General features: G+C 72.7%; 18 protein-coding genes. 12 read left to right on the top strand and 6 right to left on the bottom strand.

Annotated elements, in window-relative coordinates; all coding sequences use genetic code 11:
- The 4 genes from KIK08_RS08510 to KIK08_RS08495 form a co-directional block, all read right to left on the bottom strand.
- A partial coding sequence (locus KIK08_RS08510) for a GAF domain-containing protein (RefSeq protein WP_214402476.1) occupies window positions 1–1,427 on the bottom strand: 1,427 nt, incomplete at its 3' end.
- 85 nt (window positions 1,428–1,512) lie between these two features.
- Complete coding sequence (locus tag KIK08_RS08505; protein WP_214402475.1) at window positions 1,513–2,853, bottom strand: MFS transporter; 1,341 nt, start codon at window positions 2,851–2,853, stop codon at window positions 1,513–1,515.
- Between the two features lie 57 nt (window positions 2,854–2,910).
- Window positions 2,911–3,660, bottom strand: coding sequence for a 3-hydroxybutyrate dehydrogenase (locus KIK08_RS08500; RefSeq protein ID WP_214402474.1), 750 nt, complete (start codon window positions 3,658–3,660; stop codon window positions 2,911–2,913).
- Between the two features lie 95 nt (window positions 3,661–3,755).
- Complete coding sequence (locus KIK08_RS08495; RefSeq protein ID WP_214402473.1) at window positions 3,756–4,244, bottom strand: MarR family winged helix-turn-helix transcriptional regulator; 489 nt, start codon at window positions 4,242–4,244, stop codon at window positions 3,756–3,758.
- Window positions 4,245–4,273: 29 nt separating this feature from the next.
- On the opposite strand from KIK08_RS08495, the gene KIK08_RS08490 reads away from it, so the two are divergent.
- Window positions 4,274–4,828: a GNAT family N-acetyltransferase gene (locus KIK08_RS08490; RefSeq protein ID WP_214402472.1), complete on the top strand. Its 555-nt coding sequence runs from the start codon at window positions 4,274–4,276 to the stop codon at window positions 4,826–4,828.
- An 86-nt stretch (window positions 4,829–4,914) separates the two neighbouring features.
- On the top strand, window positions 4,915–5,430 hold the full coding sequence (locus KIK08_RS08485) for a hypothetical protein (protein WP_214402471.1): 516 nt from the start codon (window positions 4,915–4,917) through the stop codon (window positions 5,428–5,430).
- A 254-nt stretch (window positions 5,431–5,684) separates the two neighbouring features.
- On the opposite strand, the gene KIK08_RS08480 is transcribed toward KIK08_RS08485, so the two are convergent.
- Both KIK08_RS08480 and gltB read right to left on the bottom strand, forming a co-directional pair.
- Window positions 5,685–7,139, bottom strand: coding sequence for a glutamate synthase subunit beta (locus tag KIK08_RS08480; RefSeq protein ID WP_214402470.1), 1,455 nt, complete (start codon window positions 7,137–7,139; stop codon window positions 5,685–5,687).
- A complete protein-coding gene (gltB, locus tag KIK08_RS08475) occupies window positions 7,132–11,682 on the bottom strand; it encodes a glutamate synthase large subunit (RefSeq protein ID WP_250556582.1) in 4,551 nt (1,516 codons plus the stop codon). The genes KIK08_RS08480 and gltB overlap by 8 nt, the downstream gene beginning before the upstream one ends.
- 341 nt (window positions 11,683–12,023) lie before the next feature.
- Between gltB and KIK08_RS08470 the strand changes: the two genes are divergently transcribed.
- The 10 genes from KIK08_RS08470 to KIK08_RS08425 all read left to right on the top strand — a co-directional run bounded on the left by KIK08_RS08470 (window position 12,024) and on the right by KIK08_RS08425 (window position 22,259).
- Window positions 12,024–12,746, top strand: coding sequence for a (2Fe-2S)-binding protein (locus tag KIK08_RS08470; protein ID WP_214402468.1), 723 nt, complete (start codon window positions 12,024–12,026; stop codon window positions 12,744–12,746).
- 299 nt (window positions 12,747–13,045) lie between these two features.
- Window positions 13,046–14,467, top strand: a complete 1,422-nt coding sequence (gene tig / locus KIK08_RS08465) for a trigger factor (RefSeq protein ID WP_214402467.1) — start codon at window positions 13,046–13,048, stop codon at window positions 14,465–14,467.
- Between the two features lie 167 nt (window positions 14,468–14,634).
- Window positions 14,635–15,252, top strand: coding sequence for an ATP-dependent Clp protease proteolytic subunit (locus tag KIK08_RS08460; protein WP_214402477.1), 618 nt, complete (start codon window positions 14,635–14,637; stop codon window positions 15,250–15,252).
- Window positions 15,249–15,899: an ATP-dependent Clp protease proteolytic subunit gene (locus KIK08_RS08455; protein WP_214402466.1), complete on the top strand. Its 651-nt coding sequence runs from the start codon at window positions 15,249–15,251 to the stop codon at window positions 15,897–15,899. Before KIK08_RS08460 ends, KIK08_RS08455 begins: the two co-directional genes overlap by 4 nt.
- Window positions 15,900–16,096: 197 nt before the next feature.
- Entirely contained in the window at window positions 16,097–17,374 is a 1,278-nt protein-coding gene (clpX, locus tag KIK08_RS08450) for an ATP-dependent Clp protease ATP-binding subunit ClpX (protein WP_214402465.1), read from the top strand.
- Window positions 17,375–17,592: 218 nt separating this feature from the next.
- Window positions 17,593–18,975, top strand: coding sequence for an OFA family MFS transporter (locus tag KIK08_RS08445; RefSeq protein ID WP_214402464.1), 1,383 nt, complete (start codon window positions 17,593–17,595; stop codon window positions 18,973–18,975).
- Window positions 18,972–19,115, top strand: coding sequence for an MFS transporter small subunit (locus tag KIK08_RS08440; RefSeq protein WP_214402478.1), 144 nt, complete (start codon window positions 18,972–18,974; stop codon window positions 19,113–19,115). Before KIK08_RS08445 ends, KIK08_RS08440 begins: the two co-directional genes overlap by 4 nt.
- Window positions 19,116–19,161: 46 nt before the next feature.
- Window positions 19,162–19,476, top strand: a complete 315-nt coding sequence (locus KIK08_RS08435; RefSeq protein WP_214402463.1) for a DUF6457 domain-containing protein — start codon at window positions 19,162–19,164, stop codon at window positions 19,474–19,476.
- A gap of 146 nt (window positions 19,477–19,622) precedes the next feature.
- Window positions 19,623–20,606 (top strand): DUF418 domain-containing protein, encoded by a 984-nt coding sequence (locus KIK08_RS08430; RefSeq protein ID WP_214402462.1) that lies wholly within the window; start codon window positions 19,623–19,625, stop codon window positions 20,604–20,606.
- Between the two features lie 15 nt (window positions 20,607–20,621).
- On the top strand, window positions 20,622–22,259 hold the full coding sequence (locus tag KIK08_RS08425) for a hypothetical protein (RefSeq protein WP_214402461.1): 1,638 nt from the start codon (window positions 20,622–20,624) through the stop codon (window positions 22,257–22,259).
- Window positions 22,260–22,289: the final 30 nt, after the last annotated feature.

Here is a 22,289-nt window from a genome sequence, read left to right as displayed (position 1 = left end):
GCCGCGCCGACCGTCGCCGGCTCGGCGCCCCCGAGCCTGCGGGCCAGCTCCTCCGCGACCGCCGAGGCGTCCTCGCCGGGGACCAGCACGACCACCGCGTCGCCCTGCTCGCCGGCCAGGGTCGAGCCACCGGCCGCCGCGACCGCGACGCTGCGGCGGCGCTCGGCGGCGCAGTGCACGACCGCGACCACGTGCGGCGCGGTGAGCCGCACCCCGACCAGCTTCCCGCGCTGCACGAGGTCGCGATCGGCGGCCGCGCCGGGGGGCCGGGCCACCAGGTCGACCAGCAGCTCGGTGCGCGTCCGCCGCTCGGCCTCGGCCGCGCGCATCCGCAGGTTGAGCAGCAGCGCGGTCACCATCGCCGCCCGCTCGACGGTGCGCCCCTGGCCGGCGTCCAGCGCGTCGCGCCCGCCCAGCACGATGGTGCCCAGGCGCTGCCCCGCCGCGGTCACGACGACAGCCCACAGCCCGTCCTGCGCGGCGAGCCGGCCGGTGCCCGCCGAGCGCCGCACCGCGGGGGCCTCCGCCAGCGCGTCGGGACCGTCGCCGGTGGCGGGTGGGGCGCCGTGCCCGGCCAGCCGGACGCCGTCGTCGTCGAGCACCACGACCCAGCAGCCCAGCACCTCGCCGAGGGCGGCCGCGATGTCGGCGACGTCGCCGCCGGCCAGCACGAGCGCGGTGAACCGGTCGTGCGCGGCGGCGGCCTGCTCGATGCCGGCGTGCGCCTCGGACAGCGCGTCGAGCGCGGCCGCGGACTCGGCCGCGCGCCGGGTCTGCACCAGCGAGACGGCGGCCAGCGCGCCCAGCGAGCCGAGCAGCGCCACCTCGTCGCGGCGGAACGGGCGGTAGCGGCGGTTCGCCGCGAAGAGCACTCCGACGAAGGCGCCGTCGACCAGCAGTGGCACCCCGCAGATCGCGACCAGGCCCTCGTCGCCGACCGCGGCGTCGATCTCGCTGGTGTGCCGGTAGCGGTCGTCGGCGGGGTAGTCGGGCGTCCAGTAGGGGCGCTTGGTCTGCGCGACCAGCCCGCCGAGGCCGGCGCCCAGGGGCAGGCGCAGGGCCTGGAACCGGGCGGAGACCGAGCCGGAGGTGGCGCGCATGTAGGTGTCGCCGCGGTCGGGGTCGTGCAGGGTCAGATAGGAGACGTCGGCGCCGACGAGCGCCCGGGCCCGCTGCACGATCGCGTCCAGCACGGCGCCGTGGTCGGACCGCGAGGCCAACTCGCGGGCCGTCTCGACCAGCGCGGAGAGCTCCGCCTCCCGGCGCCGGGACGCGTCGACGCCGGCCCGCACCCGCATGGCCAGCTCGCGCGCGGCCGCCGCGGTGGCCGGGTCGTCGGCGGCCAGCTCGCGGGCGGACGCGTCGAGCTGCTCCGCCGGGGCGTCCTGGGCCAGCAGGCGGAGCAGCTCCAGCGCGATCTCCGGCACGCGCTGATCCTGCCCGCTCCCCGTCGAGAACGACGTCGTCGTGATATTGGACCGGTCCATCGGACGACAACGTCGTTCTCGACGGTCAGGGGCGAGCGGGTTGGGAGACGGCGGGGTCGTCGGTGAGGTCGCGGTGGCGGGTCTCGGCGTAGGCGGCCACGGCGACGATCGAGATCACCGAGCAGGCCGCCACGTAGACCGCGATCGCGTAGCCGGTGCCGAACTGCTGCAGCAGCGCGACGGCGATCAGCGGGGCCAGCCCGCCGGCCACGATCGAGGCGAGCTGGTAGCCGATCGAGACCCCGGAGTAGCGCACCTTCGTGCCGAACAGCTCGGACAGGAACGCCGCCTGCGGCCCGTACATGGCGCCGTGCAGCACCAGCCCGACGGACACGGCCAGCGCGGTGAGCGCGAAGCTCTGGGTGTCGATCAGGGCGAAGAACACGAACGCCCACACCCCGACGCCGACCGCGCCGATCAGGTAGACCGGCCGGCGCCCCAACCGGTCGGACAGCGCGCCCCACAGCGGGATGGACACGAAGTGCACCGCCGCGCCGATCAGCACCGCGTTCAGCACGAACGAGCTGGGCACGTCGAACCGGGAGTTCACGTAGGTGACCACCACGATGGTGAAGATGTAGTAGGAGACGTTCTCGGCGAACCGGGCGCCCATGGCGGTCAGCACCTCGCGCGGGTAGCTCCGCAGCACCTGCACGATCGGCATGCTCTCCTTCTCGCCCGCCTTCGCCGCCGCCTCGGCGCGCCGCTGGGCGGCCTTGAACACCGGCGACTCCTCCACCGCGAGCCGGATGTAGAGCCCGACCAGCACCAGGACCGCCGAGAGCAGGAACGGCACCCGCCAACCCCAGGACAGGAAGTCCTCCTCGGGCTGGAACACCGCCAGCAGCGCGAGCAGGCCGTTGGCCAGCAGCTGCCCGACCGGGACGCCGGCCTGCGGCCAGCTGGCCCAGTAGCCGCGCCGGGCCGGGTCGCCGTGCTCGGACACGAGCAGCACCGCCCCGCCCCACTCGCCGCCCAGCGCGAAGCCCTGGACCAACCGCAGCAGCACCAGCAGCGCCGGCGCGGCCACGCCGATGCTCGCGTAGCCGGGCAGCAGCCCGATCGCGAACGTCGCCACACCCATCATGAGCAGGCTCAGGACCAGCAGCTTCTTGCGGCCGATCCGGTCGCCGAAGTGGCCGAACACCAGGCCGCCGACCGGGCGGGCCACGAACCCGATCGCGAACGTGCCCAGCGCCAGCAGGGTGCCGACGGCCGGGTCGTCGCTCGGGAAGAACACCGCCGGGAAGACCGCGGCGGCGGCCACGCCGTAGAGGAAGAAGTCGTACCACTCGACGGTGGTGCCGACCATGCTCGACGCCACCACCTTCACGATGCTCGATCGGGGCGGGTTCTCGGTCGTCATGGCGGGTTCTCCTCGTCGAGATGGGGGACGTCGAGATGGGGGACGGGTGCGGGAGATTCAGCGGGCGGTCCAGCCGCCGTCGACGGGCAGCGAGGCGCCGGTGATCGACGCCGACGCCGGGCCGTAGAGCAGCGCGGCGAGCTCGGCGACCTCGTCCGGCTCGACCAGGCGCTTCACCGCGGCCGCCGCGAGCATCACCTGCTCGACGACCTGGTCGGGCTCGATGCCTCGGGTGCGGGCCTGGTCGGCGACCTGGCTCTCGACCAGCGGCGTGCGCACGTAGCCCGGGTTGAGGCAGTTGCTGGTGACGCCGTGCTCGGCGCCCTCCAGCGCGATCACCTTGGACAGCCCCTCCAGGCCGTGCTTCGCGCTGACGTAGGCGGCCTTGAACGGGCTGGCGCGCAGGCCGTGCGCGCTGGAGACGTTGACGACCCGGCCCCAGCCGCGCGCGTACATGTGCGGCAGCACCCGCCGGGCCAGCCGGAACGGCGCCTCCAGCATCACCCGCAGGATCAGCGAGAAGCGCTCGGGGTCGAAGTCCGGCACGGCGGCGACGTGCTGGATGCCGGCGTTGTTGACCAGCACGTCGACCTCGGCGGGCAGCCGGTCGACGGCGGCGAGGTCGGACAGGTCGCAGACCACCGGATCGACCCCGGGCAGGGCGGCGGCCAGTTCGCGCAGCCCCGCCTCGTCGCGGTCGACGGCGTGCACCTTCGCCCCGTCGGCGACGAGGCGGCGCGCGATCGCCGCCCCGATCCCCGACGCGGCCCCGGTGACCAGGGCCGTCCTGCCGTCCAGGGTGCTCATGCGGTGACGGTAGGCGAGCGGGGTCGCCCCGGCTGTGTGTGGCGGACACACATTTGTCGGGCGGCTTGTGGGTCAGGTGGACGACACCGGCGGTGTTATCGCTCCGGCAATGACGCCGGCTCACGGCCTCCGGTGGCGGCGTGCCGGATCGCGTCGAGGTCGGCCTTGAGGTCGTGCACGCGGTCGGGGCCCAGGATGCGCCCGGCCCACTCGTCGATCTCGGGCACCAGTTCCGCGGCGATCGCGAGCACCTCCCGCCCGCGGTCGGTGGGCACCACGAGCTTGGCCCGCCGGTCCGCCGGGTCGGGCACCCGCACGAGGTAGCCGTGCCCTTCGAGGTGGCGGACGAGCTCGGCCATCGCCTGCTTGGTCATCTGGGCGCGTTCGGCGAGCAGGCTGACCGTGGTCCCGGTGTCGTCCAGGTACTGGAAGACCGCGCTGTGCGCCGAGCGCACCGCCGTGTGCCCGCGCTCGGCCAGCCGGGCCATGACGATGCCGTTGAGCGCCACGAACGCCTCGCGCATCAGGACGGCGAGGGTGACCGGGCGCCGCCGGCCGCGGCTGGTCGGGATCCGCGTTGACATGGACAGGCACCTTGTCTATCGTCGCCGACATGGACAGGAAGCCTGTCGATTATGGCAGGTCGTCGGTCACCGGTCCGGCGCTGGTGGTCGGCGAAGCCGACGACGCGCAGCACCCCGACATCGCGCGGTTGCTGCGGGCCGCCTACTCCGGCTACGCGCCCGTGGTCGCCGCCGAGGTGTTCCCGACCTACCTCGCCGACGTCCTGGACCTCGCCGCCGAGGGCGCCACGGTGCTGGTCGCGGTCGAGGACGGCGAGGTCGTCGGCACCGCTCGCCTGCACCTGCGCGGCGCCGACGTCGACCTGCCGGCCGGCGCGGCGTACGTCCGCGGGGTGGCCGTGCACCCCGGCCGGCTCGGCGGCGGGATCGCCAGGGCGCTCATGGCCGACTGCGCCGACCGCGCCCGCGCCGCCGGGGCCACCGGCATGTACCTGCACACGGCCCCGTTCATGGCCCGGGCGATCCGGCTCTACGAGTCGTTGGGGTACCGGCGGATCCCCGAGCACGACACCGACTCCGCCGCGCACTACGGGCTGGCGGTCGATCCGCCGTTGCGGGCGCTGGCGTACCGGCTCGATCTCTGAGCCACCCAACCGGGGGTCGGCCCGGCTCCGTCCTGTCCTGGGTGCGCGGATCTCCGCCGCGCACGACGCACACCGGAGGAGGGAACGTGGGACGAACGATGAGGCTGCTGCTGGGGACGGGTGCCGCGCTGGCGACGATGCTCACCGCGGCGCCGGCGGCCGCCGCCGCGCCGGCTCCCGCGGTGGCCGCCGCCGCGGCGCCTGCGGGTTGCCGCGACAACGGTGGCCGGGAGATCGACACGCCGTTCTTCAACACCGACCTGAACGACGTGCAGGTGTGCATCGAGCAGGCACCCACCGGCGAGTACCGCGCCACGGTCACCGGCTTCTACACCGACGGCGGCGACGGCAGCCGCAAGTTCGACCGCCTCGCGGTGACCGTGCGGATCGAGCAGGCCGGCAAGTTCCAGATCGCGACGAACACCTGCGAGAAGACCCGCGAGGTCAACGCCACCCCGAACGGCTCGCTGCAGTGCTCGGTGGAGGGCGAACCCATCGGCGGCGGTGCCATCACCGCCGACGGCTTCATCACCTACAACATCGACGCCGACGGCGAGGGCGACCTGCATTGGAGCCTGCACGGCTCGCCGCCCGAGCGCTGAGGTCCCGCACGCGAGCGGGTGCTTGTCGGGGTACAGCCGGCGGAACCGCGGGCCCGGCCGGACGCGGCGGGTCCCCGGTCCCGCCGGGACCGCCGCCGACCCGCGGAACGCCTCCGGCGAGCCCGGCACTTCCTGCACGCGGGCCAGCGTGCCGAACGCGCGGGCTTCGCGGGCCCGTTCCGCACAACTCGCGGGAGATGTGCACCAGGCACCTCAGCGGCGACGCCAAGGTGCCCGGTGCACATCGGACAGGGTCAGGTGAGCGGGCGGTCGGTGGGCTCGATGGGGCGGGGGAGGACCTTGCGGCCGGTCAGGAACTCGTCGACACCGGCCGCGGCGGCCCGGCCCTCGGCGATCGCCCAGACGATCAGCGACTGGCCGCGGCCCATGTCGCCCGCGGAGAACACGCCCTCGACGTTGGTCATGTACGACCGGTCGCGGGCGACGTTGCCGCGCTCGTCGAGGTCGACGCCCAGGTCGGACAGCAGGGCGCCCTTCTCCGGGCCGACGAAGCCCATGGCCAGCAGCACGAGCTGGGCCGGCAGCTCCTTCTCGGTCCCCTCGATGCCGACGAACCGGCCGTCGGCGTCGCGCTCGACCTCGACGATGCGCAGGCCCTGCAGCCTGCCCGACTCGTCGGCGACGAACTCGGTGGTGTTGACCGAGTAGAGCCGCTCGCCGCCCTCCTCGTGCGCCGAGGACACCCGGTAGACCATCGGGTACGTCGGCCACGGCATGCCCTCGGTGCGCTTCTCCGGGGGCGTCGGCATGATCTCCAGCTGGGTCACCGATGCCGCGCCCTGGCGGTGCGAGGTGCCCAGGCAGTCGGCGCCGGTGTCGCCCCCGCCGATGATCACGACGTGCTTGCCCTCCGCGCTGACCGGGGGCGCGTCCAGGTCGCCCTCCTGCACGTGGTTGGCCCACGGCAGGAACTCCATCGCCTGGTAGACGCCCTCGACCTCGCGGCCGGGGACGGGCAGGTCGCGCCACGCCGTCGCGCCGCCGGCGAGCACCACCGCGTCGAACTCGTCGCGCAGCTGGTCGGCGGTGACGTCGTTGCCGACGTCCACCCCGGCCCGGAACTCGGTGCCCTCGGCCCGCATCTGCTCCAGGCGGCGGTCGAGGCGGGCCTTCTCCATCTTGAACTCGGGGATGCCGTAGCGCAGCAGCCCGCCGATGCGGTCGGCCCGCTCGAACACGACGACGTCGTGCCCGACCCGGGTGAGCTGCTGGGCGGCGGCCAGCCCGGCCGGGCCCGACCCGACGACGGCGACCTTCTTGCCGGTCCTGGTCGCCGGGAGCTGCGGGGGCACCCAGCCCTCGTCCCAGGCCCGGTCGATGATCTCGATCTCGATCTGCTTGATCGTGACCGCGTCCGAGTTGATGCCCAGCACGCACGCCGCCTCGCACGGGGCGGGGCACAGCGTCCCGGTGAACTCCGGGAAGTTGTTCGTGGCGTGCAGCCGCTCGATGGCCTCGCGCCAGTCGTGGCGGTGGACCAGGTCGTTCCACTCCGGGATCAGGTTGCCCAGCGGGCAGCCCTGGTGGCAGAACGGGATGCCGCAGCTCATGCAGCGACTGGCCTGGCGCTCCAGCGCCGGGACCGGGAAGTCCTCGTAGACCTCCTTCCAGTCGAGCAGCCGCAGGTCCACCGGGCGCCGCTTCGGCAGCTCGCGCGGCGCCTTCAGGAAGCCCTTGGGGTCAGCCATGTGCCGCCTCCATGATCGCCTCGTCCACGTTGCGGCCGTCGCGCTCGGCCGCCTCGCGGGCCTGCAGCACCCGCTTGAAGTCCTTCGGGACGACCTTGCCGAACCGGGCCGACTGCTCGTCCCAGTCGGTCAGCAGCGTGCGCGCCACCGCGGACCCGGTCTCCTGGTAGTGCCGCTCCACGACGTCGCGCAGGAAGGTGCGGTCGTCGTCGTCGAGGTGCTCGACGTCGACCATCTCCCGGTTGACCCGCCTGGCGTTGGGCGAGTCCGGGTCGGCCAGGTCGAGCACGTACGCCAGCCCGCCGGACATGCCGGCGGCGAAGTTGCGCCCCACCCGGCCCAGCACGACGGCGCGGCCGCCGGTCATGTACTCCAGGCCGTGGTCGCCCACGCCCTCGACGACGGCCAGCGCACCGGAGTTGCGCACGCAGAACCGCTCGCCGACGACACCGCGGATGAACACCTCGCCGGACGTGGCCCCGTAGAGGATCACGTTGCCGGCGATGATGTTCTCCTCGGCCGCGAACGGCGCCGACGGGTCGGGCCGCAGCGTCAGCCGCCCGCCGGACAAGCCCTTGCCGAAGTAGTCGTTCGTGTCGCCGACCAGGCGCATCGTGATGCCCTTCGGCACGAACGCGCCGAAGCTCTGCCCGGCCGAGCCGGTGAACGTGATGTCGATCGTGTCGTCGGGCAGGCCCTCGCCGCCCCACGCCTTGGTCAGCTCGTAGCCGAGCATCGTGCCGACCGTGCGGTTGACGTTGCGGACCGGCAGGTCGAGGCGGACCCGGTCGCCCGAGCGCAGCGCGCCCTCGCTCAGCTGGATGAGCGTGTTGTCCAGCGCCTTCTCCAGGCCGTGGTCCTGGGCCTTGGTGTTGTGGCGGGCGGCGCCGGGCTTCAGCGGCGGGGTGTGGAAGACCGGGCTCAGGTCGAGGCCCTGGGTCTTCCAGTGCCGCACGGCGTCGTCGACGTCGAGGAACTCGGGGTGGCCCACCGCCTCCTCGATGGACCGGAAGCCCAGCTCGGCCAGGTACTCGCGGACCTCCTCGGCGATGAACCGCATGAAGTTCACGACGTACTCGGGCCGGCCGTCGAACCGCTTGCGCAGCTCGGGGTTCTGGGTCGCGACGCCGACGGGGCAGGTGTCCAGGTGGCAGACCCGCATCATGATGCAGCCCGACACCACCAGCGGCGCGGTGGCGAAGCCGAACTCCTCCGCCCCCAGCAGCGCCGCGATGACCACGTCGCGGCCGGTCTTGAGCTGGCCGTCGGTCTGCACGACGATCCGGTCGCGCAGGCCGTTCTCCAGCAGCGTCTGCTGGGTCTCGGCCAGCCCCAGCTCCCACGGGCCGCCCGCGTGCTTGATCGAGCTCAGCGGGGAGGCGCCGGTGCCGCCGTCGTGCCCGGAGATCAGCACGACGTCGGAGTGCGCCTTGGCCACGCCCGCCGCGACCGTGCCCACGCCGACCTGGCTGACCAGCTTGACGTGCACGCGGGCCGTCGGGTTGGCGTTCTTCAGGTCGTGGATGAGCTGCTTGATGTCCTCGATGGAGTAGATGTCGTGGTGCGGCGGCGGGGAGATCAGCCCGACGCCCGGGGTGGAGTGCCGGGTCTTGGCGATCCACGGGTAGACCTTGCTGCCCGGCAGCTGGCCGCCCTCGCCGGGCTTGGCGCCCTGCGCGATCTTGATCTGGATGTCGTCGGCGTTGACCAGGTACTCGCTGGTCACGCCGAAGCGCCCGGACGCCACCTGCTTGACCGCGCTGCGCCGGGAGTCGCCGTTCGCGTCGGGCGTCCAGCGGTCCGGGTCCTCGCCGCCCTCGCCGGTGTTGGACCGGCCGCCGAGCCGGTTCATGGCGATGGCCAGCGTCTCGTGCATCTCCTGGGAGATGGAGCCGTAGGAGATGGCCCCGGTGCCGAACCGCTTGACGATCTCCTCGACCGGCTCGACCTCCTCGATCGGCACCGGCGGGCGGGTGCCCGTCTTGAACCGGAACAGCCCGCGCAGCGTCATCAGCCGGTGCGCCTGGTCGTCGACGGCCCGCGTGTACTGCTTGAAGATGTCGTAGCGGCCCTGGCGGGTGGAGTGCTGCAGCTTGAACACCGTCTGCGGGTTGAACAGGTGCAGCTCGCCCTCGCGCCGCCACTGGTACTCGCCGCCGACCTCCAGCGAGCGGTGGTGGGCGCGCACCTCGTCGGGCGGGTACGCGCGGCGGTGGTGGGCCAGCGCCTCCTCGGCCAGCACGTCGTAGCCGACGCCGCCCAGCCGCGACGTGGTGCCGGTGAAGCACTCCTTGACGACCTCCGGGCCCAGCCCGATGGCCTCGAAGATCTGCGCCCCCGTGTAGGAGGCCACGGTGGACACGCCGATCTTCGACATGGTCTTGCGGACGCCCTTGCCCAGCGCCTTGACCAGGTTCGTGGCCGCGGTGGCCGGGTCGACGTCGATGTCGCCGCGCCGGGCGAGGTCCTCGACGGTGGCCATGGCCAGGTACGGGTTGACCGCGCTGGCGCCGTAACCGATCAGCAGCGCGATGTGGTGCACCTCGCGGGCGTCGCCCGCCTCGACGACGAGCCCGACGCGCGTGCGCGACTTCTCCCGCACGAGGTGGTGGTGCACCGCCCCGGTGAGCAGCAGCGACGGGATCGGCGCGTGCTGGGCGTCGACGCCGCGCGTCGACAGCACGATGAGCCGGGCGCCGTCGGCGATGGCCGCCGACACCTCGCCGCGGATCTCGTCGAGCCGCTTGCGCAGCCCCGCGCCGCCCTCGGCGGCCGGGAACACGCCGCGCACCGTGAACGAGGCGAAACCCGGGTAGTCGCCGTCGTCGTTGATGTGCACGATCTTGGACAGGTCGTCGTTGCCCAGCACCGGGAACGGCACCACGATCGTGCGGCAGCTGGCCGGGCCGGCGCCGAGCAGGTTCTGCTCCGGGCCGAGCCTGCTCTGCAGGGAGGTGACCAGCTCCTCCCGGATCGCGTCCAGCGGCGGGTTGGTGACCTGCGCGAACAGCTGGATGAAGTAGTCGAACAGCTGGCGCGGGCGCTCGGCCACGGCGGCGATCGGCGCGTCGTTGCCCATCGAGCCGATCGGCTCGGCGCCGGTGACCGCCATCGGCTTGAGCAGGACGTTGAGCTCCTCCTCGGTGAAGCCGAACGCCTGCTGGCGGCGGGTCAGCGTGGCGTGCGTGGGCACCTCGCGGTCGCGGGTCGGCAGGTCGGCCAGCGGGATGACGCCGGCGTGCACCCACTCCGCGTACGGGTGCTCGGCGGCCAGCGCGCCCTTGATCTCCGCGTCGTCGATCATCCGCCCGGCGGCCGTGTCGACCAGGAACATCCGGCCCGGCTCCAGCCGGCCCTTGCGGACCACGTTCTCCGGGGCCACGTCCAGCACACCGACCTCGGAGGCCAGCACGACGAGGCCGTCGTCGGTGACCCAGTAGCGCGCGGGGCGCAGGCCGTTGCGGTCGAGCACCGCTCCGACGACGGTGCCGTCGGTGAAGGTGACCAGCGCAGGGCCGTCCCACGGCTCCATCAGCGTGGCGTGGAACTCGTAGAACGCGCGGCGCGCCGCGTCCATCTCGGCGTGGTTCTCCCACGCCTCCGGGATCATCATCAGCACCGCGTGCGGCAGGCTGCGCCCGCCCAGGTGCAGCAGTTCGAGCACCTCGTCGAAGGTGGCTGAGTCGCTGGCGTCCGGGGTGACGATCGGGCTGAGCCGCGCCAGGTCGCCCGGGATCAGCTCGGACTCCAGCAGCGCCTCGCGCGCGGCCATCCAGTTGCGGTTGCCGCGCAGCGTGTTGATCTCGCCGTTGTGCGCGACGTAGCGGTACGGGTGGGCCAGCGGCCACGCCGGGAACGTGTTGGTGGAGAACCGCGAGTGCACCACCGCCAGCGCGCTGACGACGCGCTCGTCGGACAGGTCCGGGTAGAACGCCTCGACCTGCGGCTCGGCCAGCATCCCCTTGTAGACGATGGTGCGCGGGGACAGGCTCGGGAAGTAGGCGCCGGTCTCGTGCTCGGTGCGCTTGCGCAGGCAGAACGTGCGCCGCTCCAGGTCGATGCCGCTCTCCCCGCCGTCGCCGGCCACGAACAGCTGCCGGAAGCTCGGCATCGCGGCCAGCGCGGACGGGCCGAGGTCGGCCTTGTCCGGATCGGTCGGCAGCTCGCGCCAACCCAGGACCCGCAGGCCCTCCTCGGCGGCGATCGCGTCGATCCGCGCGACCGCCTCGTCGGCGGCGGCGCGGTCGACGGGCAGGAACGCGGTGCCCACCGCGTAGGCCCCCGCCTCGGGCAGGTCGAAGTCGACGACGTCCCGGAAGAACTCGTCCGGGACCTGGATGAGGATGCCGGCGCCGTCGCCGGTGTTCGCCTCGCTACCGCGAGCACCGCGGTGCTCCAGGCGCAGCAGAGCGGTCAGTGCTTTGCTGACGATGCCGTGGTCGCGCCGGCCCGCGAGGTCGGCCACCATGGCCACGCCGCAGGCGTCGTGCTCGAAGTCCGGGGCGTAGAGGCCCCGCGAGGAAACCGCTGGGTTCGCAGCCAACAGTGCCTCCCTGTCGTCTCGGTGCACCCCGACAACCAGCATCGGGACGACGTGGATCAGTCGAGGAAAATGTAGGCGACCCGTGGGGCGCCTGTCGTGCCCCGGACGTCACGCAGCGGCATCGGTCGTCCCGTGTGGTGGCCGGGCGCCGACACGGGACGGACCGGGCACCCGTTGTGCGGGGCCCGGCCGGCGTGGCGTCTGGAAACGAGCGCACACGTCGGTGGGTGCGTCAGTTTGAACGCCCAATGTCGCACGTGGGTGCGGCGATTCGCCAGAGAGAGCGACAGTGACGCGGGTGACCGCCGTCCGCGCCACCCGAGCGGGGCAGACTCGACGGCGTGGACACGCGTGCGGTGCTGGGCGACGTGGCCGCACTGGGCCCGTTCTTCACGGTCCGTACAGGCGTCGCCGAATCGGTCGATCCCACCTGGCGCCCACTGGCGGACCTGGAGGCCGACGGCCCGCCGTTGCGCTCCCGCATCGCGTACGTGCGACGCGCGCTCGGCGGCGACGACGCCGTCGAACCCCGGGTGGCGGCCTCGATCGCGTTGCAGGGAATCGCCGCGGTCGTCGTCTCGCCCGCCTTCGCCGCGGCCGTCCTGCACGGGGTCGTGCCGGCGCTGTCCCCGGACGTCCTGCACTGGCGCGACAGCACGACCGGCCCGCTGGCGCTGTGGGCCCCCGCGCCGACGGGCACGCCGGTCCCCGACGCGCCGGCCGCGGTGGAAGCGCTGGGGCGGCTGTACGACGCGCACCTCCCGGCGCTGGTCGACGCCGTGCGCAGCGTCACCGCGGTGTCGCCGAAGGTGCTGTGGGGGAACGTGGCCTCGGTGGTCGCCGGGACCACCCGGATGGTGACGACCGGGCGGCCCGAGGCGGCGCGGCGGGCGGCCGCGGTCGGGGCGCTGCTGCTCGACCGCGGGGAGCTGGCGGGCAGCGGGGAGCGGGGGGCCGCGCGGGCGCCGGACGTGCACTGGACGTTCCGCCGGCGCAGCTGCTGCCTGTTCTACCGGGTGCCGGGCGGGGGGTACTGCGGGGACTGCGTGCTCGGTCCCGCGTGACCGGTGCTCGGGCGGCTCGTCGGAGTCCTCGCAGAGTCTGCGTACTCGTAGCAGGGTCCCGGGCGCCTGCGACGGGTACGCAGACTCTGCGACGTGACCGAGAACCGGACCGACCTGCGACGACGCCTCGACACGCCCGCGACCACAGCCGGGAGGACCGCGCCCGACCGGGGGAACGCGGTCTCGCCTAGACTCGCGTCAGCACCGGGCGTGTGCGCCTCCGTCGCGTGCCGCGCACCTCCCGGACTGCCCGAGCCGCGGGCCGCAAAGCCACATCCGTCTGCGAGGAGTACCCCACCGTGAAGAGCACCGTCGAGCGGCTGAGCCCGACGCGAGTCCGGATCAACGTCGAGGTGCCGTTCGACGAGCTCAAGCCGAACTTCGACCGCGCCTACAAGACCATCGGCCAGCAGGTCCGCGTCCCCGGCTTCCGCCCCGGCAAGGTCCCGGCCCGGATCATCGACGCCCGCCTGGGGCGCGGCGTCGTGCTGGAGCAGGTCGTCAACGACGCCGTCCCGGCCAAGTACACCGAGGCCATCACCGCCGCCGAGGACGTCACCCCGATCGGCCGCCCGGAGATCGAGGTCACCGAGATCGCCGACGGCGAGAAGCTGGCCTTCCACGCCGAGGTCGACGTCCGACCCGACATCTCGCTGCCCGAGCTGGGCTCCATCGCGGTCTCCGTCGACGACGTCGAGGTCACCGACGAGCAGGTCGACGAGCAGCTGGAGAACCTGCGGGCCCGGTTCGGCACGCTGACCGGCGTCGACCGGCCGGCCGCCGAGGACGACTTCGTCCTCATCGACCTGTCCGCCACGGTCGACGGCGAGGCCGTCGAGGAGGCCGCGACCACCGGCTTCTCGTACCAGGTCGGCCAGGGCGGGCTGATCGACGGCATCGACGAGGCCATCGAGGGCCTGTCCGCCGGCGAGGAGAAGACGTTCACCTCGAAGCTCGTCGCCGGCGAGTTCGCCGACCGCGACGCCGAGGTCACCGTCAAGGTCACCGCGGTCAAGGAGCGCCAGCTCCCCGAGGCCGACGACGAGTTCGCCCAGCTCGCCAGCGAGTTCGACACCCTCGACGAGCTCACCGACGACCTGCGCAGCCGGCTCGGCCGCGTCCGCCGCATGGAGCAGGTCACCCAGGCCCGCGACAAGGTCCTCGACGCCATCGTCGACGCCACCGAGGTGCCGCTGCCCGAGAGCGTCGTCAAGGCCGAGGTCGACAACGCCGTGCACGACGCCATCCACGGCTTCGACCACGACGAGGACAAGTTCGCCGAGTTCCTGCAGACGCAGGGGCGCACCCGCGAGGAGTTCGACACCGAGACCCAGGAGGCCGCCGAGAAGTCGGTGCGCACCCGGCTCGTGCTCGACGCGCTGGCCGACGCCGAGGAGATCTCGGTCAACGACCAGGAGCTCACCGAGCGGATCATCTTCCAGGCCCAGCAGTACCAGATGCCGCCGGAGGAGTTCGTCCAGCGGATCCAGCAGGCCGGCCAGCTCGGCGCCATCTACGCCGACGTGCGGCGCAGCAAGGCGCTGATCGAGGCCGTCCGCGCGGCCACGGTCACCGACGCCGCCGGCGAGCCGGTCGACCTGTCCGACCTGCTCGGCGAGGACGCCGACGAGGAGGCCCCGGACGTCGTCGAGGGCAGCGTCGAGGAGCCGGCCGACGAGGCCGCCGCCGTCTCCACGACCAAGGCTCCGACCAGCGCGTGATCGCACCGGCCGACCCGGACGTCAACCCCAGAGCGAACATCGGGGCCGTACGCGGCGGGCGGGTGCGCCCGCCGCGTAGGGTCGGAGCAACACCCCACGTCAACGCGACCGACGAGCGTCAGCAAGGAGGGCTCGTGAGCCCACAGGACAACCCCTTCGGACCGGTCATGCGGCGGGGCTCCGCGCCCACGTCCATGACGCTGTCCGACTCGGTGTACGAGCGGCTGCTGCAGCAGCGGATCATCGTGCTGGGCCAGCAGGTCGACGACGACATCGCGAACCGCATCGCCGCCCAGATGCTGCTGCTCTCGGCCGAGGACCCGCAGGCCGACATCGCGCTGTACATCAACTCGCCCGGCGGTTCGGTGACCGCGGGCATGGCCATCTTCGACACGATGGAGTTCATCGAGTGCGACGTGGCCACCTACGCCATGGGCCTGGCCGCCTCGATGGGCCAGTTCCTGCTGTCGGCGGGCACCCCCGGTAAGCGCTACGCGCTGCCGCACTGCCAGATCCTGATGCACCAGCCCTCGGCGGGCGTCGGCGGCACCGAGTCCGACATCTCCATCCAGGCGGAGCTGTTCAAGCGGCACAAGCGGGAGATGGCCGAGCTCATCGCCACCCACACCGGGCAGACCGTCGAGAAGATCACCGCCGACTTCGACCGCGACCGCTGGTTCTCCGCGCAGGAGGCCCTCGAGTACGGCTTCGTCGACCACGTCATCGCCCGCGCCGGCCAGCTGCCGGACGCGACCGGCCAGAACGGGAACGGGAGCGCCCGATGAGCAGGTTCCAGATGCCCGGTGGCAGCGCGCCGCAGGGCGCTCAGAGCCGCTACGTGCTGCCGTCCTTCGTCGAGCGCACCAGCTACGGGGTCAAGGAGTCCAACCCCTACAACAAGCTGTTCGAGGAGCGCATCATCTTCCTCGGCGTGCAGATCGACGACGCGTCGGCCAACGACGTCATGGCGCAGCTGCTGTGCCTGGAGTCGGCCGACCCGGACCGCGAGATCAGCATGTACATTAACTCGCCCGGCGGGTCCTTCACCTCGCTGATGGCGATCTACGACACCATGCAGTTCATCCGCCCGGACATCCAGACGGTGTGCCTGGGCCAGGCCGCCTCCGCGGCGGCCGTGCTGCTGGCCGCGGGCACCCCGGGGCGGCGCCTCGCGGTGCAGAACGCCCGCGTGCTGATCCACCAGCCGGCCACCGAGGGCTTCTACGGCCAGGTGTCCGACCTGGAGATCCAGGCTGCGGAGATCTCCCGGATGCGTAAGCTGATGGAGGCGACGCTGGCCAAGCACACGAACAAGTCCGAGGAGGAGGTCCGTCGCGACGTCGAGCGCGACAAGATCCTCACCGCCACCGAGGCGAAGGACTACGGGATCGTCGACGAGATCATCCAGAGCCGCAAGCTCTCCGCGGTCTGACACGTCCGTAGTTCCCGGCAGGTGCGTCGGGGGTGGGGACCGCTGAGGGCCCCAACCCCGACCGCCCGCCGACACGCCCGCAAACCGGGGGCGTCCGAAGCTCCCCCGGCACCGTGTTCGACGGGTAACGTCACGAGGGCGCTCCTACCGGATCCGCCGGACGGGGCAGCGTCAGATGGGATATGAGGTCTGCACTCATGGCACGCATCGGCGATGGCGGTGACCTCCTCAAGTGCTCCTTCTGCGGAAAGAGCCAGAAGCAGGTCAAGAAACTGATCGCCGGCCCCGGCGTGTACATCTGCGACGAATGCATCGATCTCTGCAACGAGATCATCGAGGAGGAGCTGGCCGAGGCCGGTGAGGTCAAGCTCGACGAGCTGCCCAAGCCCGCCGAGATCCACGACTTCCTCGACCAGTACGTCGTGGGCCAGGCGCAGACCAAGCGGACGCTGTCCGTCGCGGTCTACAACCACTACAAGCGGATCCAGGCCGGCGACAAGGGCCGCGGCGACGGCGACGGCATCGAGATCGCCAAGTCGAACATCCTGATGCTCGGCCCGACCGGCTGCGGCAAGACCTACCTCGCGCAGACGCTGGCCAAGCTGCTGAACGTGCCGTTCGCCATCGCCGACGCCACCGCGTTGACCGAGGCCGGCTACGTGGGCGAGGACGTCGAGAACATCCTGCTCAAGCTGATCCAGGCGGCCGACTACGACGTCAAGCGCGCCGAGACCGGCATCATCTACATCGACGAGGTCGACAAGATCGCCCGCAAGTCGGAGAACCCGTCGATCACCCGCGACGTGTCCGGCGAGGGCGTCCAGCAGGCCCTGCTGAAGATCCTGGAGGGCACCACCGCGAGCGTGCCCCCGCAGGGCGGGCGCAAGCACCCGCACCAGGAGTTCATCCAGATCGACACGACGAACGTGCTGTTCATCGTGGCCGGCGCGTTCGCCGGGCTGGAGAAGATCATCGGCGACCGGGTCGGCCGGCGGGGCCTGGGCTTCGGCGCCGAGATCCGTTCCAAGAACGACCTGGACTCCGCGGAGAGCTTCGGCGAGACGCTCCCCGAGGACCTGATCAAGTTCGGGCTGATCCCCGAGTTCATCGGCCGCCTGCCGATCGTGGCCTCGGTGACCTCGCTCGACAAGGACGCGCTCGTCAAGATCCTCACCGAGCCGCGCAACGCCCTGGTCAAGCAGTACTGCAAGCTCTTCGAGATGGACGGCGTCGAGCTGGAGTTCACCGACGACGCCCTCGAGGCGGTGGCCGACCAGGCCATCCTGCGCGGCACCGGGGCCCGCGGCCTGCGGGCGATCATGGAGGAGGTGCTGCTGCCGGTCATGTACGACATCCCCAGCCGCGACGACGTCGCCAAGGTGGTCGTGACCGAGCAGACGGTGCGCTCCAACGTCAACCCGACGATCGTCCCGCGCACCCCCGCGCGTCGGGAGCGCCGCGAGCGCTCCGCCTGATCCGCTTCCCACCGGACCCCCGCCGCACGCCGCGGCGGGGGTTCTTTGTGCGGGGGCCGCGGACGGCGGGAGTGGCGTCGCCGACGCGGCGGACGGGCGATCCGCCGCCCGCCGGGCAGCCGATCTCTCTCCGGTGAGCGGGGTCTCGGGTTGCTGGGTCAACTACCCCGATCTAGCGTCACCGCCGTCATGTCGTCGCGGCGCAGCGGGGAGCAGCAATGGCGATCGGGTTCCTGCAACGCGAGCGGATCGTCGCTCGCCCGGGGTGGAGTCGCTGGCTGATCCCGCCCGCGGCCCTGTCCATCCACCTGGCCATCGGCCAGGCCTACGCGTGGAGCGTGTTCAAGCCGCCGCTGGAGAAGGGGCTGGAGATCTCCGGCGTGGCCAGCGCGCTGCCGTTCACGCTGGGCATCATCATGCTGGGGCTCTCGGCCGCGGTCTTCGGCACGAAGGTCGACGCGAACGGCCCGCGCTGGGCGATGTTCGTGGCGTCGTGCTGCTTCGTGGCCGGGTTCCTGATCTCCGCGGTGGGGCTGTACCTCAACCAGTACTGGCTGGTCGTGGTGGGCTACGGCTTCGTCGGCGGGATCGGGCTCGGCATCGGCTACATCTCGCCGGTGTCGACGCTGATCAAGTGGTTCCCGGACCGGCCCGGGCTGTCCACCGGCATCGCCATCATGGGCTTCGGCGGCGGCGCGCTGATCGCGTCCCCGTTGACCTCGCAGCTGCTCACCGGCTACGGCGCCACCGGCGACGACCCCTCGGTGCCCGGGATCGCGTCGACGTTCCTGACCATGGGCATCATCTACGCGGTCTTCATGTCGGTCGGCTGGCTGCTGATCCGGGTGCCGCGCGACGACTGGAAGCCCGCCGGGTGGGACCCGGCCAACGCCAAGTCGGCCCCGCTCATCACCCAGAACCACGTCTCGGCGGCCAACGCCATCAAGACCCCGCAGTTCTGGCTGCTGTGGGTGGTGCTCACGTTCAACGTCACCGCGGGCATCGGCATCCTGGAGAAGGCCTCACCGATCTTCCAGGACTTCTTCCGCGACAGCACGGCGGCCGAGGGGCTCGCCGCCGCGGCGGCCGGGTTCGTGGCGATCCTGTCGCTGGCCAACGCCATCGGCCGGATCCTCTGGTCGTCCACGTCGGACTTCCTGGGCCGCAAGAACATGTACCGCATCTACCTGGGCGTCGGCGCGCTGCTCTACCTCGCGCTGACCCTGACGACCAACTCCAACAAGGTCGTCTTCCTGATCTGCTGCATGCTGATCCTGTCGTTCTACGGCGCGGGTTTCGCCACCGTCCCGGCCTACCTGCGCGACCTGTTCGGCACCTACCAGGTGGGCGCCATCCACGGCCGGCTGCTGACCGCGTGGTCCACGGCGGGCGTGCTCGGCCCGCTGATCGTCAACGCCATCGCGGACGCCCAGATCGCCGCCGGGGTGCAGGGCCCGGGCCGCTACACCACCTCGTTCATGATCATGATCGGGCTGCTGGTCGTCGGCTTCGTCTGCAACGAGCTGATCAAGCCGGTCGACCCCCGGTTCCACGAGCCCGACAGCACGGTCACGGCGGCGGAGAAGGAGGCAGCGACGTGAGCGCTCCGAGTGAGAGCAGCAGCGCCCCGCGGGCGGTCAACCCGGTGCTGGCCGCGGTGGCCTGGCTGTGGGTGCTGGTCCCGTTCGGCTACGGGCTGTACCAGCTGCTGATCAAGATCCCGGCGCTGTTCGGCGGCTGACCGCGCTCGACGGGCGCTCCCGCTCGCCCGCGGTTACGGTCGGGCGGTGAGTGAGAGCAGCGATGCGCAGGCCATGTCCGAGTGGGTCACCGCGGTGGCCCGTGAGCTGGGCTTGGAAGGTGCCCTCGACAGCGGCACGACCGTCGACCTGGTGCTGGACCTGACCTCCGACGTGGCGCACGGCGTCAGCCGCCCGGCGGCCCCGGTGACGGCGTTCCTGATCGGGGTGGCCGCCGGCCGCGCCGACGACCCGGCCGTGGCCGCCCGCGACTACGCCGACAAGGTCGGCCGGCTGGCCAAGGGCTGGGACGCCGACACCGAGCGCGCCGTCCCGGCGAACGACCAGTCCCAGCGCGCCTGACCCCACCCCGTCGAGAACGACGTTGTCGTGAATTGGACCGATCCATAATCGCGACAACGTCGTTCTCGACGGAATCGGCCTTTAGGCCGAGGGGAGTGGAGCTTCGGCCGATACGGGGCTGACCGCGCGGCGTGAGGCTTCCCGCCGTGCCCGCGCTCCCCAACGCCCTCCCGGCCGCCACCCGACCCCGGATCGTCGCGCTCGACGCCGTCCGCGGGTTCGCGCTCTGCGGCATCCTGCTGGCCAACGTGCGCCCCATCGTCGGCGCCGACCACGCGCCCCCCGACCCCGAGTGGGTCGGCCTGCTGGTCCACCAGCGCTTCTACGTGGTCTTCGCGCTGCTGTTCGGCGTCGGGTTCGCGCTGCTCGTCGAGTCGGCCGCGGCCCGCACCGACAACCCGCGGCTCGTGCTGCTGCGCCGGCTGCTGGCACTGCTGGTGATCGGGTTGCTGCACCGCTTCCTGCTCTGGCCCGGCGAGATCCTCACCGTCTACGCCCTGGTCGGGCTGGTGGTGCTGCTGCCGTCGACGTGGCTGCCGCGGGGCGCCGTCGCGGCCCTCGCCTGCGCCGTGTGCGCGGCCGGGCTCGCGATCGGCGGCGGGGGTCCGGTGCTGATCGCCGGGCTGTTCCTGGCCGGGGCCGCGCTCGTCCGGTACGGGGTGGTCGACCAGGTCGAGCGCGGCGCGCTCGGCGCGGCCGGCGCCGGGGCGGTGTTCGCGGTCCTGGCGGTGCCGGCCCTGTGGTGGCAGGTCGTGGTGAGCGAGACCGACGACCCCACCGCGACGCACGCGCGGGGCGTGGCCGGCCTGCTCGTCGCCGGCGGGTACGTGTGCGTCCTGCTGGTGCTGATGCGCACACCGCTGCGGCGCGCGCTGGGGGCGGTGTTCGCGCCACTGGGTCGGGTGGCGCTGACCAACTACCTGACCGCCACGATGGCGGTGCTGCTGGTCGAGGCGGTGGTGGGGCACCCGGAGCGGTGGTCGACCAAGGCCGTGCTGACGATCGCCGCGGTGGTGCTGGTCGCCCAGTGGGCGTTCTCGACGCTGTGGCTGCGGCGCTTCCGGCAGGGCCCGCTGGAGTGGCTGTGGCGCTGGGCCACCTGGGCGAAGCGGCCCGCGCTGCGGCGGTGACGGCAGAGTCCGGGTGTGGACGACGCAGTCGGCGTGTACGTGAGCCACCACCAGATGCTGATCGGCACCGGCACCGGCACCGAGCCGGCTGACCTGGGCATCTACCTCGCCCACGACGACCTCGTGCACCTCACCGGCGAGAGCGCCGCCACGGTGTTCACCGGTGTGCACTCCGGCGAGGTCGACGTCCGGGTGCGGGTCGGCACCGCCGCCCCGGGCGACGGGCTCGCGGGCTGGTCGGTGGCTTCCGAGGTGACGCTGTGGTGCCCGGAGGGTCGGTTGGCGGTGTGCGGCCTGTTCGGCGACTGCCCGGACGCGCTGCGCGACGTCGCGGTGCCCGGGCCGGGGCTCGTGCGGCTGCAGGTGCGCGGGCGCAACCTGAGCCCGGGGGAGTTCTACGCCGAGGACGGCCCGCGGGAGGAGTTCGAGATCCACGTCTGGCCGGTCGTCGAGGACGTCGAACCGTGCACCCTGGACCCGGCAGGCGCACCGGAGCCCTGGCCCATGGCGGGTCCGGGGGCGGCGGAGTACGCGGTGGTCCGGTTGGTCACCGGGGCCAATCCCCGCGCCGAGATCCGCAACCTGCGGCGGCACGCGCCGGCCATCGCCCCGCCACCGCGCGTGGACGTCCGGCGGAGCCGCTGGGTCCCACCGGACCTGCTCGCCGCGCTGGTGGAGCGGCCGGCGGAGCTGCTCGGGGCCACGCCCGACGGCGACGACCTCCTGCTGCCCGCCGGCGACCTCGCGGTCCGGCTGCACCCGCTGCCGGCCGGCGCCGCCGCCCGCCGCTACCGCTGGACGTGGGAACGCGCGGCCGAGCCCTTCTCCCCGGAACCGATGACCGACCTCCCGGACGACCGACCGAGCGAGGTCGAACTGCGCGTCGACGAGGACACCTCGCAGCTGACCGTGCGCCACCTGGCGGTCCGCGGCCCGGACGCCCCGCTGCTCGGTCTGCTGTGGGACCACGTGCTCGACCGCACCGAGCACCTCGCCGACTCCGGGACCGCGCCGCCGCACCCCTGGCAGGCCGCGTTCGCGGCCACGGCCGCGCAGGCGCGGGAGCGGGCGGAGCACAGCCGCCGGGTCCGCCGGCGAGCCGAGGACCGGCGGTGGGGCGGGCGCGCCCCGTCGGAGCGGGTCCGAACTCTGCCGGCCAACGCCCTCGCCCTGGCCCTGATCGACCGCCCCCTCCTCGACGCGCTGGAACGCGCGTCCCCCGAGGCCCAGCGGGCGATCGCCCGCTGGGCCGCCGAGCGGGGGTTGCGGGCGGCCGGGCTGCTCGACGTCGAGTGGATCGCCGAGGGTTTCGCGGCGGTCCTCGCCGGCACGGCGCTGCCGCCGCCCTTCGACGACCCGGCCGCCCTCCGGCAGCGGCTGCTGGCCGACCCGCGCGTGCCGCAGATGACCATCGCCATGCCCCACGGCGCGGCCGACGCCCTCCAGCAGGCCGTCGCGTTCGGGGTGATCGCCGGCGCGGCCCTTGCGGACCCGCTGGCCGCCGCCGTCGAGACCACGTACCTGGCCGCCGCCGCCCACGGCGACGACCACCCCGTCTTCCTCGCCGACCTCCGCGCCGCGTTCCCGCCCCTGACCGCCCCTGACCGGACCGTCGAGAACGAAGTTGTCGTGATCGACAGGCCCGGTTGGTGACGACCAAGTAGGTGTCGGAGGGGGGGGGGG

This window comes from Pseudonocardia lacus, assembly GCF_018531445.1.
GTDB lineage: Bacteria > Actinomycetota > Actinomycetes > Mycobacteriales > Pseudonocardiaceae > Pseudonocardia > Pseudonocardia lacus.
The sequence above is the reverse complement of the archived record's forward strand: the minus strand, read 5'-3'. Positions and strand labels throughout refer to the sequence as shown.

Bases quoted from the DNA above. Each gene is read 5' to 3' on its own strand.
- KIK08_RS08500 (WP_214402474.1), bottom strand. From the start codon at position 3,660: ATGAGCACCCTGGACGGCAGGACGGCCCTGGTCACCGGGGCCGCGTCG.
- KIK08_RS08460 (WP_214402477.1), top strand. From the start codon at position 14,635: ATGCGGCGGGGCTCCGCGCCCACGTCCATGACGCTGTCCGACTCGGTG.
- clpX (WP_214402465.1), top strand. From the start codon at position 16,097: ATGGCACGCATCGGCGATGGCGGTGACCTCCTCAAGTGCTCCTTCTGC.
- KIK08_RS08445 (WP_214402464.1), top strand. From the start codon at position 17,593: ATGGCGATCGGGTTCCTGCAACGCGAGCGGATCGTCGCTCGCCCGGGG.
- KIK08_RS08495 (WP_214402473.1), bottom strand. From the start codon at position 4,244: ATGTCAACGCGGATCCCGACCAGCCGCGGCCGGCGGCGCCCGGTCACC.
- KIK08_RS08490 (WP_214402472.1), top strand. From the start codon at position 4,274: ATGGACAGGAAGCCTGTCGATTATGGCAGGTCGTCGGTCACCGGTCCG.
- KIK08_RS08480 (WP_214402470.1), bottom strand. From the start codon at position 7,139: ATGGCTGACCCCAAGGGCTTCCTGAAGGCGCCGCGCGAGCTGCCGAAG.
- KIK08_RS08455 (WP_214402466.1), top strand. From the start codon at position 15,249: ATGAGCAGGTTCCAGATGCCCGGTGGCAGCGCGCCGCAGGGCGCTCAG.
- KIK08_RS08505 (WP_214402475.1), bottom strand. From the start codon at position 2,853: ATGACGACCGAGAACCCGCCCCGATCGAGCATCGTGAAGGTGGTGGCG.